14 protein-coding genes are annotated in these 13,789 nt (G+C 73.8%); all 14 read right to left on the bottom strand.

Features of this window, described 5'->3' with window-relative positions:
* Positions 1-96: 96 nt before the first annotated feature.
* Positions 97-807, bottom strand: coding sequence for a deoxyribose-phosphate aldolase (gene deoC / locus ACLQ14_RS10885; RefSeq protein WP_425812797.1), 711 nt, complete (start codon positions 805-807; stop codon positions 97-99).
* The gene (locus tag ACLQ14_RS10880) at positions 804-2,021 is read right to left on the bottom strand and encodes an adenosine deaminase (RefSeq protein ID WP_425812795.1); all 1,218 of its coding nucleotides are present in this window, start codon (positions 2,019-2,021) and stop codon (positions 804-806) included. The genes deoC and ACLQ14_RS10880 overlap by 4 nt, the downstream gene beginning before the upstream one ends.
* Before the next feature lie 58 nt (positions 2,022-2,079).
* Positions 2,080-2,322: a hypothetical protein gene (locus tag ACLQ14_RS10875; RefSeq protein ID WP_425812793.1), complete on the bottom strand. Its 243-nt coding sequence runs from the start codon at positions 2,320-2,322 to the stop codon at positions 2,080-2,082.
* Positions 2,323-2,364: 42 nt separating this feature from the next.
* Positions 2,365-3,132: a hypothetical protein gene (locus ACLQ14_RS10870; protein ID WP_425812791.1), complete on the bottom strand. Its 768-nt coding sequence runs from the start codon at positions 3,130-3,132 to the stop codon at positions 2,365-2,367.
* 8 nt (positions 3,133-3,140) lie between these two features.
* On the bottom strand, positions 3,141-3,455 hold the full coding sequence (locus ACLQ14_RS10865; RefSeq protein WP_425812789.1) for a DUF202 domain-containing protein: 315 nt from the start codon (positions 3,453-3,455) through the stop codon (positions 3,141-3,143).
* A 13-nt stretch (positions 3,456-3,468) separates the two neighbouring features.
* Positions 3,469-3,879, bottom strand: coding sequence for a YidH family protein (locus ACLQ14_RS10860; RefSeq protein ID WP_425812787.1), 411 nt, complete (start codon positions 3,877-3,879; stop codon positions 3,469-3,471).
* Positions 3,876-5,189: a thymidine phosphorylase gene (locus ACLQ14_RS10855; protein ID WP_425812785.1), complete on the bottom strand. Its 1,314-nt coding sequence runs from the start codon at positions 5,187-5,189 to the stop codon at positions 3,876-3,878. The genes ACLQ14_RS10860 and ACLQ14_RS10855 overlap by 4 nt, the downstream gene beginning before the upstream one ends.
* Entirely contained in the window at positions 5,189-5,599 is a 411-nt protein-coding gene (locus tag ACLQ14_RS10850; RefSeq protein ID WP_425812783.1) for a cytidine deaminase, read from the bottom strand. The genes ACLQ14_RS10855 and ACLQ14_RS10850 overlap by 1 nt, the downstream gene beginning before the upstream one ends.
* Positions 5,600-5,601: 2 nt before the next feature.
* Entirely contained in the window at positions 5,602-6,897 is a 1,296-nt protein-coding gene (locus ACLQ14_RS10845; RefSeq protein ID WP_425812781.1) for an ABC transporter permease, read from the bottom strand.
* Positions 6,894-8,195, bottom strand: a complete 1,302-nt coding sequence (locus ACLQ14_RS10840; protein WP_425812779.1) for an ABC transporter permease subunit — start codon at positions 8,193-8,195, stop codon at positions 6,894-6,896. Before ACLQ14_RS10840 ends, ACLQ14_RS10845 begins: the two co-directional genes overlap by 4 nt.
* A complete protein-coding gene (locus ACLQ14_RS10835) occupies positions 8,192-9,769 on the bottom strand; it encodes an ABC transporter ATP-binding protein (RefSeq protein WP_425812777.1) in 1,578 nt (525 codons plus the stop codon). Before ACLQ14_RS10835 ends, ACLQ14_RS10840 begins: the two co-directional genes overlap by 4 nt.
* Before the next feature lie 147 nt (positions 9,770-9,916).
* The gene (locus ACLQ14_RS10830; RefSeq protein ID WP_425812890.1) at positions 9,917-11,014 is read right to left on the bottom strand and encodes a BMP family lipoprotein; all 1,098 of its coding nucleotides are present in this window, start codon (positions 11,012-11,014) and stop codon (positions 9,917-9,919) included.
* 218 nt (positions 11,015-11,232) lie between these two features.
* A complete protein-coding gene (locus ACLQ14_RS10825) occupies positions 11,233-12,441 on the bottom strand; it encodes an amidohydrolase (protein ID WP_425812775.1) in 1,209 nt (402 codons plus the stop codon).
* Positions 12,438-13,586 carry a mannose-1-phosphate guanylyltransferase gene (locus tag ACLQ14_RS10820; RefSeq protein ID WP_425812773.1) on the bottom strand — a complete coding sequence of 383 codons (1,149 nt, stop codon included), beginning with the start codon at positions 13,584-13,586 and terminating at the stop codon, positions 12,438-12,440. The genes ACLQ14_RS10825 and ACLQ14_RS10820 overlap by 4 nt, the downstream gene beginning before the upstream one ends.
* Positions 13,587-13,789: the final 203 nt, after the last annotated feature.

Raw genomic sequence — 13,789 nt, 5'->3', positions numbered from 1 at the left:
CCACCCCCCGCGCCCCCCCCCCCCCCCCCCCCCCCCCCCGGGGGGCCCCCCCCGCGTCCCTTCTTGCTCGGCGTGGGTGCTCGGCCCGACCGGTGACTACGCCAGCGCGTCGAGCTCCGCGAGCACGGCGGCGCCGCTCGACATGCCGAGCCGTGTGGCGCCGTGGTCGATCATCGTCAGCGCGTCGGCGAGCGTGCGGATCCCGCCGGACGCCTTGACGCCCAGCCGGCCGCCGACGGTCTCCGACATGATCGACACCGCACGCGCCGAGGCGCCGCCCGCGGGGTGGAAGCCGGTCGAGGTCTTGACGAAGTCCGCTCCCGCGGCCTCCGACGCCCGGCACGCCTCGACGATCTCGTGGTCCGTCAGCGCGGCGGACTCGATGATCACCTTGAGGACGCGACCGGCGGGGACCGCGGCGCGGACGGCCGCGATGTCGAGCTGGACGTACTCCCACGCGCCGGCCTTCGCGGCGCCGACGTCGATCACCATGTCGACCTCGTCCGCGCCGTCGGCGACGGAGCTCGCGGCCTCGGCGGCCTTGACCTCGCTGTGGTGCTTGCCCGACGGGAAGCCGCACACGGTGGCGACCTTGAGCGCACTGCCTTCGGGTCCGGCGTCGGGCACGGTCAGCGGGAGGAACGACGGCGACACGCACACGGCGTAGACGCCCAGCGCGGCGCCCTCGGTCACGAGCGCCTCGACGTCGGCACGCGTCGCCTCCGGCTTGAGGAGCGTGTGGTCGATGAACTGCGCGAGACCTCGACGATCCAGTGCGGTCCCGCCCCCTCCGTCGCCCGTGCTCATACCTGCGCTCCTTCGATCTCCGCGTACTTCGGCGCGATGAGGTCCTCGACGAGGCGACGGCGCTCGTCGTGGTGGACGAACGCGTTCCAGGCCGCCGTGATGGTGACCTCGTACAGGTCGTCCAGGGTCCAGCCCGCCTCGGCGACGAGCAGGGTCATCTCCCGCGTCATCGACGTGCCCGACTGGAGCCGGTTGTCGGTGTTGAGGGTGACGGCGAACTCGAGCTCGAGCAGGCGGGTGATCGGGTGCTCCGCGATCGACGCCGCGGCGCCCGTCTGCAGGTTCGACGACGGGCACAGCTCGAGCGGGACCTGCCGGTCGCGCAGCCAGGTGGCGACGCGGCCCAGCGTCGCGAGCGGCTCGGCGTCGTCGTCGCGGTCGCCGCTCGGGTCGAACGCGATGTCCTCGACGATCCGCACACCGTGCCCGACGCGCGCCGCGCGGCCCAGGTGCACGGCCTGCGCGATCGACCCGACGCCGTCCGCCTCGCCCGCGTGGATCGTGACCGGGAAGCCCGCGTCGTCGAGCGTCGCCCACACGGACGGGTAGCGGTCCGGCGGGAAGCCGAGCTCTGCGCCCGCGATGTCGAAGCCGACGACGGCGCCCGGGGAGTCCGCGAGCGCCCCCTCGACCCGGTTGGCGAGGGCGAGGTCGGCGATCTCCTCCCAGCGGTCGGCATGGCGCATGGCCGTGACGAGCTGGCCGACCCAGATGGTCCGCCCGTCCTTCGCGGCCTCGGCGACGCCCTCCGCGAGACCCTCGCGGACGGCGTCCACGGTCTCCTGAAGGGTCAGCCCGCCCGCGAGGTGCTGCTCGGGGGCCCACCGCTGCTCGGCGTAGACGACGCCGTCGGCCGCGAGGTCGAGCACGGACTCGCGCGCCACGCGACGCAGGTGGTCGGCGGTCTGCATGACCGCGATCGTGTGGTCGAACGTCTCGAGGTACCGGGGCAGCGAGCCCGACGTCGCGGACTCGACGAACCAGGCGCGCAGGGCCTCGGGGTCGTCCTGCGTCCCGGCGGGCAGCTCGTGGCCCGCCTCCCGAGCGAGCTCGACGATCGTCGCGGGCCGGAGACCGCCGTCGAGGTGGTCGTGGAGCACGACCTTGGGGAGCTGGGCGATCTGCTCGCGGAGGGGCGCGGGGAGGTGCGACGCCCGGTCGTCGTCGAGAGCGTGCGGCACGCTCGTGGCCGCCGGGCCGCTGGGGGTTGTCATGCTCACACGGTAGCGGAGCCGTGCTCCGTCGACCGTCCGGCCGCGCGGCCCGCCGCGCTCAGTCCCGGCCGCCGTCCTCGTCCTCGGCGGGGACCTCGTCGGCCTGCTCGACGACGTCCGCCTCGTCCGCCTCGCCGTCCAGGTCCGGCCGGGGCACGGCGGGCTCGTACTCGTCCTCGTCGAGGGAGTCCGGCTCGGGCGCCCGCCGGTGCGTGAGGTGGTCGAGGTCGGGGTCGACGGCGACGTCGTCGGGCAGCAGGCCCGCGTCGCGGAGGGTCTCGTCGCCGGGCGTGGTGCTCATGGGGCCTCCTCGTTCCGGATCCGTGCGCGTACCCGTCCATCGTCACCCCACCCGCGCTCCCCCGCCGCCGCTGAGCGCGGCTCTCGGGCGGGGCAGGAGCGCCCAGGCGACGTGCGGCCAGCGGCCGAGCGCGTCGAGAGGCCGGCCGCCGGACCACAGGTCGGCGCGGCGGACCGTGTGGATCGCGCCCGACCCCGGCTCGTACACCCGGTACGCGTCGGGCGGGCCGCCGGGCAGGACGAGGACGACGTGCCGCGGCAGCGCCGTCGTCCAGCCGCGCGACGTGTCACCGCCCGTGTAGAGCGGCACGGGCACGCCCCGGGCGAGGGCGGAGTCGACCTGAGCCCGCACCCGCGCGAGGTCGACCGGGTCGGTGTCGTCGACCACGCGGTGCCCGTAGCGCACGCTCCCCCACCGGGCGGCGCGCGCGGCCGCCCACGGCGGTGTGCCCAGGGCCTGCGGCCAGGGCACGCCGAGGAGGGCGGTGCGCGTGGTGCGGCGCTGGACGGATCGCTGCAGCGCCGCGAACCGGTCCCCGGCGCCGTCCAGCCACGCGGCGACCGCGGGGTCCCCGTCAGCGGCCAGCACGACCAGGACGGCGGGGCCGCACGTCGTGCCGTCGATCTGGACCGCGGGTGCCCGCTCCGTGCCGAGCAGGACGGGCCGGGGCACGGCATCGGCCGCCCCGGCGCCCGTCCGGGCATCGTCCGGTGACGCGCCCGCGGCCGGCGCCTCATCGGCACCGTCGGGCGCCTCCGCCGGGCCGCGCGCCCAGATCCCGGACCGGCGCAGGAGCGTGCTGAGCTGCACGGACCCTCCTACCGGACCGCGCGCAGGACCGCGGCGACCGCCCCGAGCGCGGCGAGCACGACGACGGCGCCCGCGCCGGGCAGCAGCATCCACCAGGGGCGGCGGTCGGCGGGCGGCCAGCGGCCGTGCCGCGCGAGGAGCGCGCCCACGACGTTGGCGGCGCCGAGCAGCACGGCGACGACGGCGACCACCGGGTCGCCCTCACGCAGCGCTGACAGCGAGAGGACAGCGCAGCCGAGCGTGATCCCGACGGCCGTCCGCTGCCACGCGAGCGCCGTCCGCTCCGCCTGCAGGCCGGGCACCGGTCTCGGGTCGTCCGTCATCGCGCGGGCTCCGTCACCGCGTCGACCCGCTCCAGATCGCGTACGCCCCGACGAGCGCCGCGAACGCGACGACCCCCACCACGATCACCGGCAACGCGCTCGGCGGGGGCAGCGGGGTGCCGAGGCGCATGGCTCGCTCGTTGCGCCGCCAGGCCACCAGCGCGTACGCGGCGAGGCAGCCGCCGCCGACGCACGCGACCGCGGCCACGACGTCGAGCAGGACGGACAGGTCGGCGAACGACGCGAACGAGGTCAGCGCGATCCCGCCCGCGACGAGCCCGAGGCCCGTCCGCAGCCACGCGAGCGCGGTCCGCTCGTTCGCGAGCGAGAACCGCACGTCCGGGTCGGTGCCGACGCCGTACACCGAGCGCGGGCGGCGCTGGTCGGGGTCGGCACCCTCGTCCACGCTGTCCCGTCCCGTCACGCCACCCTCTCCAGCACGACGGGCGTGCGCTCCGTGACGAGCCCGGGTGCCGCCACGCGGAACGCGCCGTCGAGCGCGTCGACGGCACGGCCGAACCGCTCCGGGGTGTCGGTGTGGAGCGTCGCGAGAGGCTGGCCCGCCACGACGACGTCGCCCGGCTTGGCATGCAGCTCGACGCCCGCGCCCGCCTGGACGGCGTCCTCCTTGCGGGCGCGCCCCGCGCCGAGGCGCCACGCCGCGACCCCGACGGCGAGCGCGTCGACCTGCGCGAGCACGCCGTCGGCGGGCGCGGTCACGATCTCGGTCTCGCCGGCCACGGGCAGCGGGGCGTCCGGGTCGCCACCCTGGGCGCGGATCATCGCCTTCCAGACGTCCATCGCGCGGCCGTCGCCGAGCGCGGTCCGGACCTCGTCCTCGTCGTGCGGGCGACCCGCTCCCGCGAGCATCTCGACCGCGAGCGCAACCGTGAGCTCGACGACGTCGGCCGGGCCGCCCCCGGCCAGGACCTCGACCGACTCGCGCACCTCGAGCGCGTTGCCCGCGGTGAGGCCGAGCGGAGTCGACATATCCGTGAGGAGCGCGACCGTGCGCACGCCCGCGTCCGTGCCGAGGTCGACCATGGTGCGCGCGAGCTCGCGGGCGTCGTCGGCGGACTTCATGAAGGCCCCCGAGCCGACCTTGACGTCGAGGACGAGCGCCCCCGTGCCCTCGGCGATCTTCTTGCTCATGATCGAGCTGGCGATGAGCGGGATCGCCTCGACCGTCCCGGTCACGTCGCGCAGCGCGTACAGCTTGCGGTCCGCGGGCGCGAGGCCCGAGCCCGCCTGGCAGATCACGGCGCCGACGGAGCCGAGCTGCGCCAGCATCTCGTCGTTCGTCAGGGCCGCCCGCCACCCGGGGATCGACTCGAGCTTGTCGAGCGTGCCGCCCGTGTGCCCGAGCCCGCGGCCCGACAGCTGCGGCACCGCGACCCCGAAGGACGCCACCAGGGGCGCGAGGGGCAGCGTGATCTTGTCGCCCACGCCACCGGTCGAGTGCTTGTCGGCCGTGGGCCGGTCGAGGCCCGAGAAGTCGAGCCGCTCACCGCTGGCGATCATCGCCGACGTCCAGCGGGAGATCTCGCCGCGGTCCATCCCGTTGAGCAGGATCGCCATCGCGAGCGCGGCCATCTGCTCCTCGGCGACGACGCCCCGCGTGTAGGCGTCGACCACCCAGTCGATCTGCCCCCCGTCGAGGCGCTGCCGGTCACGCTTGGCGCGGATCACGTCGACGGCGTCGAACGGCTCGGCCGTCCCGGGCGTGCTGCTCATCATTCTCCTTGGCGCAGGTCGTCCGGCCCGAACGCGTCGGGCAGGACCTCGGTCATCGGGCGGACGCCGGACACGGTCTCGACGAGGAGCCCCGGCCCCCCGTGCTCCCACAGGAGCTGGCGGCAGCGCCCGCACGGCATGATCACCCGCCCGGCGCCGTCGACGCACGTGAACGCGACGAGCCGCCCGCCCCCGCCGACGACCAGCGCCGACACGAGCGAGCACTCCGCGCAGAGCGTCACGCCGTAGGCGGCGTTCTCCACGTTGCAGCCGACGACGACGCGCCCGTCGTCCACGATCGCCGCCGCGCCCACCGGGTACCCCGAGTAGGGCGCGTACGCGCGCCGCATGACGGCGGTCGCCTCGGAGCGCAGGGCGTCCCAGTCGACCGTGCCCGTGGTGTCGTCCACGCTCACTCCTTGACGTAGGGCTCGCCGTCGGCCGCGGGCGCGCGGACGCGTCCCACCAGCCCGGCGACGGCGAAGATCGTCACCACGTACGGCAGCATCAGCATGAACTGGTTGGGGATCGGGGTGCCGAGCACGCCCAGCACCTGCTGCACCTTGTCGGAGAACCCGAACAGCAGCGCGGCGCCGAGCGCGCCCCACGGCGACCAGCGGCCGAGGATCATCGCGGCGAGCGCGATGTACCCCTTGCCGGCCGTCATCTCCTGCGAGAAGGCGCCGACCGACCCGACGGTGAAGAACGCGCCGCCGAGGCCGGCGATCATCGACCCGAGCAGCACGTTGCGCCAGCGGATCCGGTTCACGTCGATGCCGACGGTGTCGGCGGCCGCGGGGTACTCCCCGACGGCGCGCACCCGCAGGCCCCACCGCGTGCGGAACAGGGCGATCGCCACGACGACGATCGCGATGTACAGCAGGTACACGAGCAGCGTCTGGCGGAACAGCACCGGCCCGATGACGGGGATGTCGCCCAGCACGGGGATCGCGATGGTCGGCAGCCGCGGCGGGCTGTTGAGCGACGCCGCGTTCTCCTTGAGCACCGAGGAGTACAGGAAGCTCGTCAGGCCGACGGCGAACACGTTGAGCACGACGCCGACGATGATCTGGTTGACGTGGTACTTCACCGTGAAGAGCGCGAGCAGCGCCCCGATGACCAGTCCGGCGACGGGCGCGGCGACGAGGCCGAGGTACGCGTTCGACACGATCGACGCGAACACCGCGGCGCCGAACGCGCCGGTGAGGAGCTGGCCCTCGATCGCGATGTTCACGACGCCGGCCCGCTCGCCCACGAGGCCGCCGAGCGCGCCGAAGGCGAGCGGCACGGCGAGGAACAGCGAGCCCGCCAGCAGGGACACGAGGGACGTCGTCTTGCCGGCGACGGCCCAGGTCAGGAACGCGAGGACCCACAGCACCGCGAACACGATCGTGACCCAGCGGCCCACGCGGCGGGCCCGCGCGACGCACCAGCCCGCGTAGGCGGCGACGAGGAGAGCGAGGACCGACAGGACGACCGCCGTCGCCTTGGACGGCACCGTCACGGGCCCGAGGTGCACGAAGTCGGTCGAGGTCGAGACGCCGAACGTCGTCTCCCGGCCGCCCGCCGGCAGGACGCCGAACAGGACGAGCGCGACGAGCCCCAGCACGCCGAGCGTGATCGGCAGGCGCCACGCCTTGCGCCCGGCCGCCGTCGCGGGCGTCCCGGCCGCGGGAGAGGCGGCGGGCTGGAGAGTGGCGGCGCTCATGCGCGGGCCCCCTTAGCGTCGGGTCGCGGCGCCGGCAGGCGGAAGATGGCCCGCACGAGCGGCGGTGCCGCGATGAACAGGACGACGAGCGACTGGATCACGAGCACCAGGTCGATCGGGGTGCCGGTCGCGGCCTCCATCGACCTGCCGCCGACGTCGAGCGCCGCGTACAGCAGGCCAGCGAAGAAGATCCCGAGCGGCTTGGACCGGCCCAGGAGCGCGACGGTGATCGCGTCGAAGCCGAGCGACCCGGCGATGCCGCCCGTGAGCGACTTCTCGGTGCCGAGCACCTGCACCGCGCCCGCGAGGCCCGCGAGCGCACCCGAGACCGCCATCACCGCGATGAACGTGGTGGCGACGCCGATGCCGGCGTTGCGCGACGCGTTCGGGTTGGAGCCGACCGCGCGGAACCGGAAGCCCCACGTGGACCGCGTCATGAGCCACCACACGAACACGGATGCGAGGATCGCGACGAGGAAGCCCGCGTTGAGGCGGAACTGGTCGCCGAGCAGGAGCGGCAGGTTGGCGTTCGGCCCGACGGCCGGGCTCTTGGGCTGGTTCGAGCCGGCCTGCGTGAAGAACCGCGTCGTCAGCAGGTACGCGAGCAGGTAGAGCGCGACGTAGTTGAGCATGATCGTGACGATCACCTCGTGCGCGCCGGTGCGGGCCCGCAGCACGCCCGCGATCGACGCCCAGATCGCGCCACCGAGGATGCCGCCGACGATCGCCACGATCACGTGCACGACGACCGGCAGGTGCCAGGTGAACCCGATGTACCCGGCGAACGTCGCGCCGAGGATGACCTGCCCCTGGGCGCCGATGTTGAACAGCCCAGCGCGGAACGCCACCGCGACTCCGAGCGCCGCGATGATGAGCGGCGTCGCGACCGTCATGGTCTCGGTCAGGGGGTGGAAGACGGTCGTGAAGCTCCAGCCCTGGTCGTTGATCACCGCGCCCCGGAACATCGCGACGTACGAGTCGCTCACCGCGGACCAGGCGGCCGAGAAGAAGTCGCCGGGCTTGGAGAAGAAGTAGCTCAGCGTTGAGGTCACCGAGTCCGTCGTGAAGACGATGAGCAGCGCCCCGATGACGAGCGCCAGCACGAAGGCCAGCACCGTCACGCCGAACGTGCCGGTCGCGACGTCGCGCAGGGCCCGCGACGCGCGCGCCTCCCCGGACTCGGGCGCCTCCCCGGACTCCGTCGGCGGGCCGTCGGGCTGCGACGGCGCCCGGCCCGTCAGGTCGGCGCCGGGTTCGGGCGCGACGGGCGCCGTCCCGGGCTCGTCGGGCTGGCTCACTGCTGGGCTCCTGTCTCGTGCGTGTGCTCGTCGGCGAGCTGGTCGAGCTCGGTCACCGTGGCCTGCTCGTGCGCATCCTCGGCGCCCGCGCCCGCCATCATGAGGCCCAGCACGGCACGCGGGGTGTCGGCGGGGACGATCCCGACGACCTTCCCGCGGTACATGACCGCGATCCGGTCCGCGAGCGCCGCGACCTCGTCGAGCTCGGTGGACACGATCACGACGGGCGTCCCGTTGTCCCGCTCGGCGACGATCCGCCGGTGCAGGAACTCGATGGAACCCACGTCGACGCCGCGCGTCGGCTGGCTGGCGACGAACACCTTGAGCGGCCGCGAGAGCTCGCGGGCCATGACGACCTTCTGCTGGTTGCCGCCCGAGAGCCTCCCGACCTCCTGGCCGGGGCCCTGCGTGCGGATGTCGTACTCCTCGATGCGCTCGTGCGCGTTCTTCCGGATCGCGCCGAGGTCGAGGGCGATGCCGCGCGCGTAGGGCCTGCGGTCGTGCAGGTCGAGCACGAGGTTCTCGGCGACCGTGAAGTCCAGGACGAGCCCGTCGACCGTGCGGTCCTCCGGCACGAACCCGACCCCGGCGTCGAGGACCTCGTGCGGGCTGAGACCGACGAGCTCGCGGCCCTCGAGCCGGATCGAGCCGGTCGCCGGCACGAGCCCGACGACGGCCTCGCTGAGCTCGGTCTGGCCGTTGCCCTGGACGCCTGCGACCGCGAGGATCTCGCCACGCGCCACCGAGAAGCTGACGTCGTCGACGACGGCGATGCCGTTCGCGTCGCGCACCGTGAGGTGCTCGACCTGGAACGTCTCGTCGCCGGGCTGCGCGGGCGCCTTGTCGACGCCGAGGCTGACGGCGCGGCCCACCATCATCTCCGCGAGCTCGCTCTCGGCCGCGTCGGGGGACGCCGAGCCGACGACCGCGCCCCGCCGGATCACCGTGATCACGTCGGCGACGGCCTTGACCTCGCGGAGCTTGTGGGTGATGAAGACGATCGAGGTGCCCTGGGCCTTGAGCCCGCGCATGATCGCGATGAGCTCGTCGGTCTCCTGCGGCGTGAGCACCGCGGTCGGCTCGTCGAGGATGAGCACCCTCGCGTCGCGCACGAGGGCCTTGACGATCTCGACGCGCTGCTGGACGCCGACCGGGAGGTCCTCGACCACGGCGTCGGGGTCGAGCCCGAAGCCGAAGCGGTCCGACAGCTCGCGCACGGTGCGGCGCGCGGCGCCGAGGTCGAGGAGGCCGCCGCCGCGCGTCGGCTCGTGCCCGAGCATGACGTTCTCGGCGACCGTGAACACCGGGACCAGCATGAAGTGCTGGTGCACCATGCCGATGCCGGCGGCCAGGGCGTCGCCCGGGCCCTTGAAGGCGACGGGCTCGTCGTCGACGAGGATCTCGCCGTCGTCGGCCCGGTACAGCCCGAACAGCACGTTCATCAGGGTCGACTTGCCGGCCCCGTTCTCGCCGAGCAGGGCATGGACCTGCCCGGGCTCGACGACGAGGTCGATGTGGTCGTTCGCGACGAGCGGTCCGAACCGCTTGGTGATGCCGCGCAGCTCCAGCTTCACCGCCGGGCCTCCTTCGGGTCGGGGCGCGGGCCGATCGGACGCGTCGGCAGCCTCACGCTAGCCATCTCGCGCCGGTCGCGCGCGTGGACGGCGACGGGCCGGGAACCCTCGCGGGAGCCCCGACCCGTCGCACGCGGGAACGTCAGATCACTTCGGCGAGCTCGGCGAGGTGACCTTGATCTTCCCGCTGACGATGTCCGCCTGGAGCTGGGTGATCTTGTCCTTGAGGTCCTGCGGGACCTTCGAGTCGAAGTCGTGGAACGGGGCGAGGCCGACGCCCTTGTTCTCGAGCGTCCCGACGTACGGGTCGTTGGCGAAGTTCCCGTCCTTGGTCGTCTTGATGACGTCCTCGACGGCCGCCCCGATCTCCTTCACGACCGACGACAGGATGATGTTCGCGTAGTCCGGGTTGGAGACGGCGCCGTCGGAGTCGACCCAGAGGACCGACACGCTCTTGCCGTTCGCGTTCGCGTCCTTGGTGGCCGCGAGCGTGCCCGCGCCGACCGGCCCGGCGACGGGGAGGATGATGTCCGCGCCCTGGTCGATGAACGTCTTGGTGAGCTCCTGGCCCTTCGACTGGTCCTCGAAGTCGCCCGTGAAGGACCCGTTCTGCTTCGCCACGTTCCAGCCGAGCACCTTGACGCTCTTGCCGTTGTCCTCGGTGTACTTCGCGACGCCGTCGGCGAAGCCGTCCATGAAGATCGTCACCGTCGGGATCTTGATGCCGCCGTACGTGGCGACGGTGCCCGTCTTGCTCATGCCCGCGGCGAGGTAGCCGGCGAGGTACGCGGCCTGCGCGGTGTCGAAGCTGATCGGCTTGACGTTGTCGACCGTGATCTCCTTGCCGTTGGCGTCCTGCGCCGTGGAGTCGACGATCGCGAACTTCGTGTCGGTGTGGGCCTTGGCGGCGTCACCGGTCGCCGTGGCGAGCAGGAACCCGACCGTGATGATCAGGTTGCAGTTCTGCTGCTCCATGTTCGAGATGTTCGGCGCGAAGTCGGACTCCTGCTTGGACTCCGCGGTCGCGATCTTGACCCCGAGGTCGGACTCCGCCTTCTTCAGGCCGTCGTAGCCGGACTCGTTGAACGACTTGTCGTTGAACCCGCCGGAGTCGGACACCATGCAGGCCTTGAAGTTGCCGCCTGCGGCGCTCGTGCCGGTGCCGCTGCCGTTGTCGTCGCCCGGCGCCTGGCCGCAGGCCGCGAGCGCCAGCGCGCCGGCGACGGCGAGCGCGCCGAGCCCCATGAACCTCTTCGATGTCGACACTGTCGAACCCCTCCGTCGTCGTGCTGTCTGCAGACTCCCCCGCCCCGGTCGCGAGGCGTGCCGGGACCGGTTCGCACGTCGTCGGGCACCCCGGGCCCCGGGTCTGAGGTGAACTCTAAGCATCACGGACGCCGCCGCACGTTACCGGCGGGTAACGGCGCAGGTACCGATACCAAAGCGTGACGAAAAAAGCCGCCTCAGAGGGTCGCCGCGCGCGCCAGGAGGCCCGCCCCGACGCCGATCGCCCGCTCGTCCACCTGGAGGTCGCCCTGGTGGATGTCGAACGTGCGGCCGCCCGGCGTCCGGGTGCCGAGGCGTGCCATCGCACCGGGGACCCGGGTCAGGTACCAGGCGAAGTCCTCGCCACCGAGCGACTGCTCGGTCAGGAGGACGGCGTCCGGGCCGTGCAGGTCGCGCGCGGCCGCCTCGAGCCGCGCTGTCGACGCCTCGTCGTTGTCGACCGGCGGGACGCCGCGCACGTGCTCGAGCTCCACCTCGACGTCGTAGGGCGCGACCACCTGCTGCACGGCCTCGTCGAGCACCTCGCCCGCGCGCTCCCACGCCCGCACGTCGAGGCACCGCAGGGTGCCGGCGACGGTCCCCGTGACGGGGATCGCGTTGTGGGCGACGCCCGCGTGCACGGCTCCCCACGTGAGGTTGACGCCCGACCGTGGGTCGAGCCGGCGGCCCAGCACCGCGGGCACCTGGGTGATGACCTGCCCGAGCGCGTAGACGACGTCGCCCGTCAGGTGCGGCCGCGACGTGTGCCCGCCGGGCGACGTGATGGTCACGGTGATCGCGTCCGACGCCGAGGTGATCGGCCCGATCCTCGTCCCCACCTGCCCGACGTCGACCTTGGGCTCGGCGTGGACCGCGAAGATCCGCTCGACGCCCTCCAGGCCGCCCTGCTCGACGACGTCGAGGGACCCGCCCGGCATGACCTCCTCGGCCGGCTGGAAGATCAGCCGGACCGGGCGGGGCAGGAGGCCCTCGTCGTGCAGGCGCGCGAGCACGAGGCCCGCGCCGAGCACGACCGCCGTGTGGACGTCGTGGCCGCACGCGTGGGCGACGCCCGGGACGGTCGACGCGAACGGCAGCCCGCAGCTGTCCTCGAGCGGCAGCGCGTCGATGTCGGCACGCAGCGCCACCGCGGGCACCTCGGGCCCGAACGCCCGCGGCCCGGTGCGGCCCACGTCGCACAGCAGCCCCGAGCCCTCGAGCAGCCGCGGCGCGAGGCCCGCGGCGCGCAGCCGGTCGGCGACCACGCGCGTCGTGCGGACCTCGGTCCGGGCGAGCTCCGGGTGGGCGTGGACGTCACGGCGCACCGCCACGAGCTCGGGCTCGAGCTCGCGCACGAGGGCCGCGACGCGCTCGATGATCGGGTCGAGCCCGGTCGGCGCGCTCACAGCAGGTCGTCCAGACCGCGCTCGTGCAGCTCCTGCACCACGTCCTTGACCTGCTGGGCCCGGGCGCGCGTCGTCACGAGCAGCGCGTCGGGCGTGTCCACGACGACGACGTCGTCGAGACCGAGGACGGCGATCGGCCGGCCCGCGGCCGGCACGAGCACCGACCCGGCGGACTCCACGCGCACGACGTTCGCCTCGTCGCCGAGGATCTTGGTCCCCGTCCCGTCCAGCGACGGGAGCAGTGCGGCGAGCGAGTTGAAGTCGCCGACGTCGTCCCAGCCGAAGGTCCCGGGCACGACCGCGACGCCGCCGTCGGCCGCGACGGGCTCCGCGACAGCGTGGTCGATGGCGATCTTCTCCAGGCCCGGCCAGGTCGCGTCGAGGACCTCGTCGCGCTCCGGGGTGTCCCACGCGGCCGCGACGCGCACGAGCCCGTCGTGGAGCGCGGGGCGGAGGCGCTGCAGGTGGCCGAGCAGGACGGACGTGCGCACGAGGAACATGCCCGCGTTCCAGCGGTACTCCCCCGTCGCCAGGTAGGTGCGGGCCGTGGCGGCGTCGGGCTTCTCCGTGAAGCCGACGGCGTGCAGCGCCGTGGGCGCTCCGTCGACGCCGAGCGGGGCGCCGCTGCGGACGTAGCCGAACGCCGTCGACGGGCGCGACGCCGCGATGCCGACGGTCACGACGTAGCCGGCGCGCGCCGCCTCGACGCCCTCGCGGACGGCGCGGTCGAACGCGGCCCGGCCCGTGATGACGTGGTCGGCGGCGAACGACCCGAGCACGACGTCCCCGTGCCGCCGCTGGAGGATCGCGGCCGCGAGCCCGATGGCGGCCATCGAGTCGCGCGGCGAGGGCTCGGCGACGATCGCGTCGTCGGGCAGGCCGGGCAGCTGCTCCTTCGCGGCGGCGACGTGCGCTCGGCCCGTCACCAGCACGACGTTGCCCGGGCCCGCGAGCGGCTCGAGCCGGTCCACGGTGGCCTGGAGCAGGGAGCGCCCGGAGCCCGTGAGGTCGTGGAGGAACTTCGGCGAGCCGGCGCGTGACAAGGGCCACAGGCGGGTCCCGGCACCTCCGGCGGGGACGACGGCGTGGAAGCCGGGGATGGGGCCGGCACCCGGCGACTCGCCGGAAGAGTGGGACTGCGGCATGCCCCGAGCATAGTGAGCGCGAGCCCTGTGCGATGCGTCACAAAACCTTCACGATCGGGGCCCGACGACGCGCGGTCGGCGCTCGGACCTGGCGACGTGTCATTACAGTGGGGCGCAGTGGGGTGGTGTCCTGCCCTCATGGCGGAGGACCACGGGCACCGCTCACCGAGAGCACATCCGGCCCTCGGACGAACTCGCCACAG

Origin of the sequence: Luteimicrobium sp. DT211 (genome assembly GCF_049844995.1) — a bacterium.
Taxonomy (GTDB): domain Bacteria; phylum Actinomycetota; class Actinomycetes; order Actinomycetales; family Cellulomonadaceae; genus Luteimicrobium.
This window is presented reverse-complemented; position numbering and strand designations above follow the sequence as displayed.

Coding starts and splice junctions, on each gene's coding strand:
- deoC (WP_425812797.1), bottom strand. CDS start 807: ATGAGCACGGGCGACGGAGGGGGCGGGACCGCACTGGATCGTCGAGGT.
- ACLQ14_RS10880 (WP_425812795.1), bottom strand. CDS start 2,021: ATGACAACCCCCAGCGGCCCGGCGGCCACGAGCGTGCCGCACGCTCTC.
- ACLQ14_RS10875 (WP_425812793.1), bottom strand. CDS start 2,322: ATGAGCACCACGCCCGGCGACGAGACCCTCCGCGACGCGGGCCTGCTG.
- ACLQ14_RS10865 (WP_425812789.1), bottom strand. CDS start 3,455: ATGACGGACGACCCGAGACCGGTGCCCGGCCTGCAGGCGGAGCGGACG.
- ACLQ14_RS10855 (WP_425812785.1), bottom strand. CDS start 5,189: ATGAGCAGCACGCCCGGGACGGCCGAGCCGTTCGACGCCGTCGACGTG.
- ACLQ14_RS10845 (WP_425812781.1), bottom strand. CDS start 6,897: ATGAGCGCCGCCACTCTCCAGCCCGCCGCCTCTCCCGCGGCCGGGACG.
- ACLQ14_RS10830 (WP_425812890.1), bottom strand. CDS start 11,014: ATGGGGCTCGGCGCGCTCGCCGTCGCCGGCGCGCTGGCGCTCGCGGCC.
- ACLQ14_RS10820 (WP_425812773.1), bottom strand. CDS start 13,586: ATGCCGCAGTCCCACTCTTCCGGCGAGTCGCCGGGTGCCGGCCCCATC.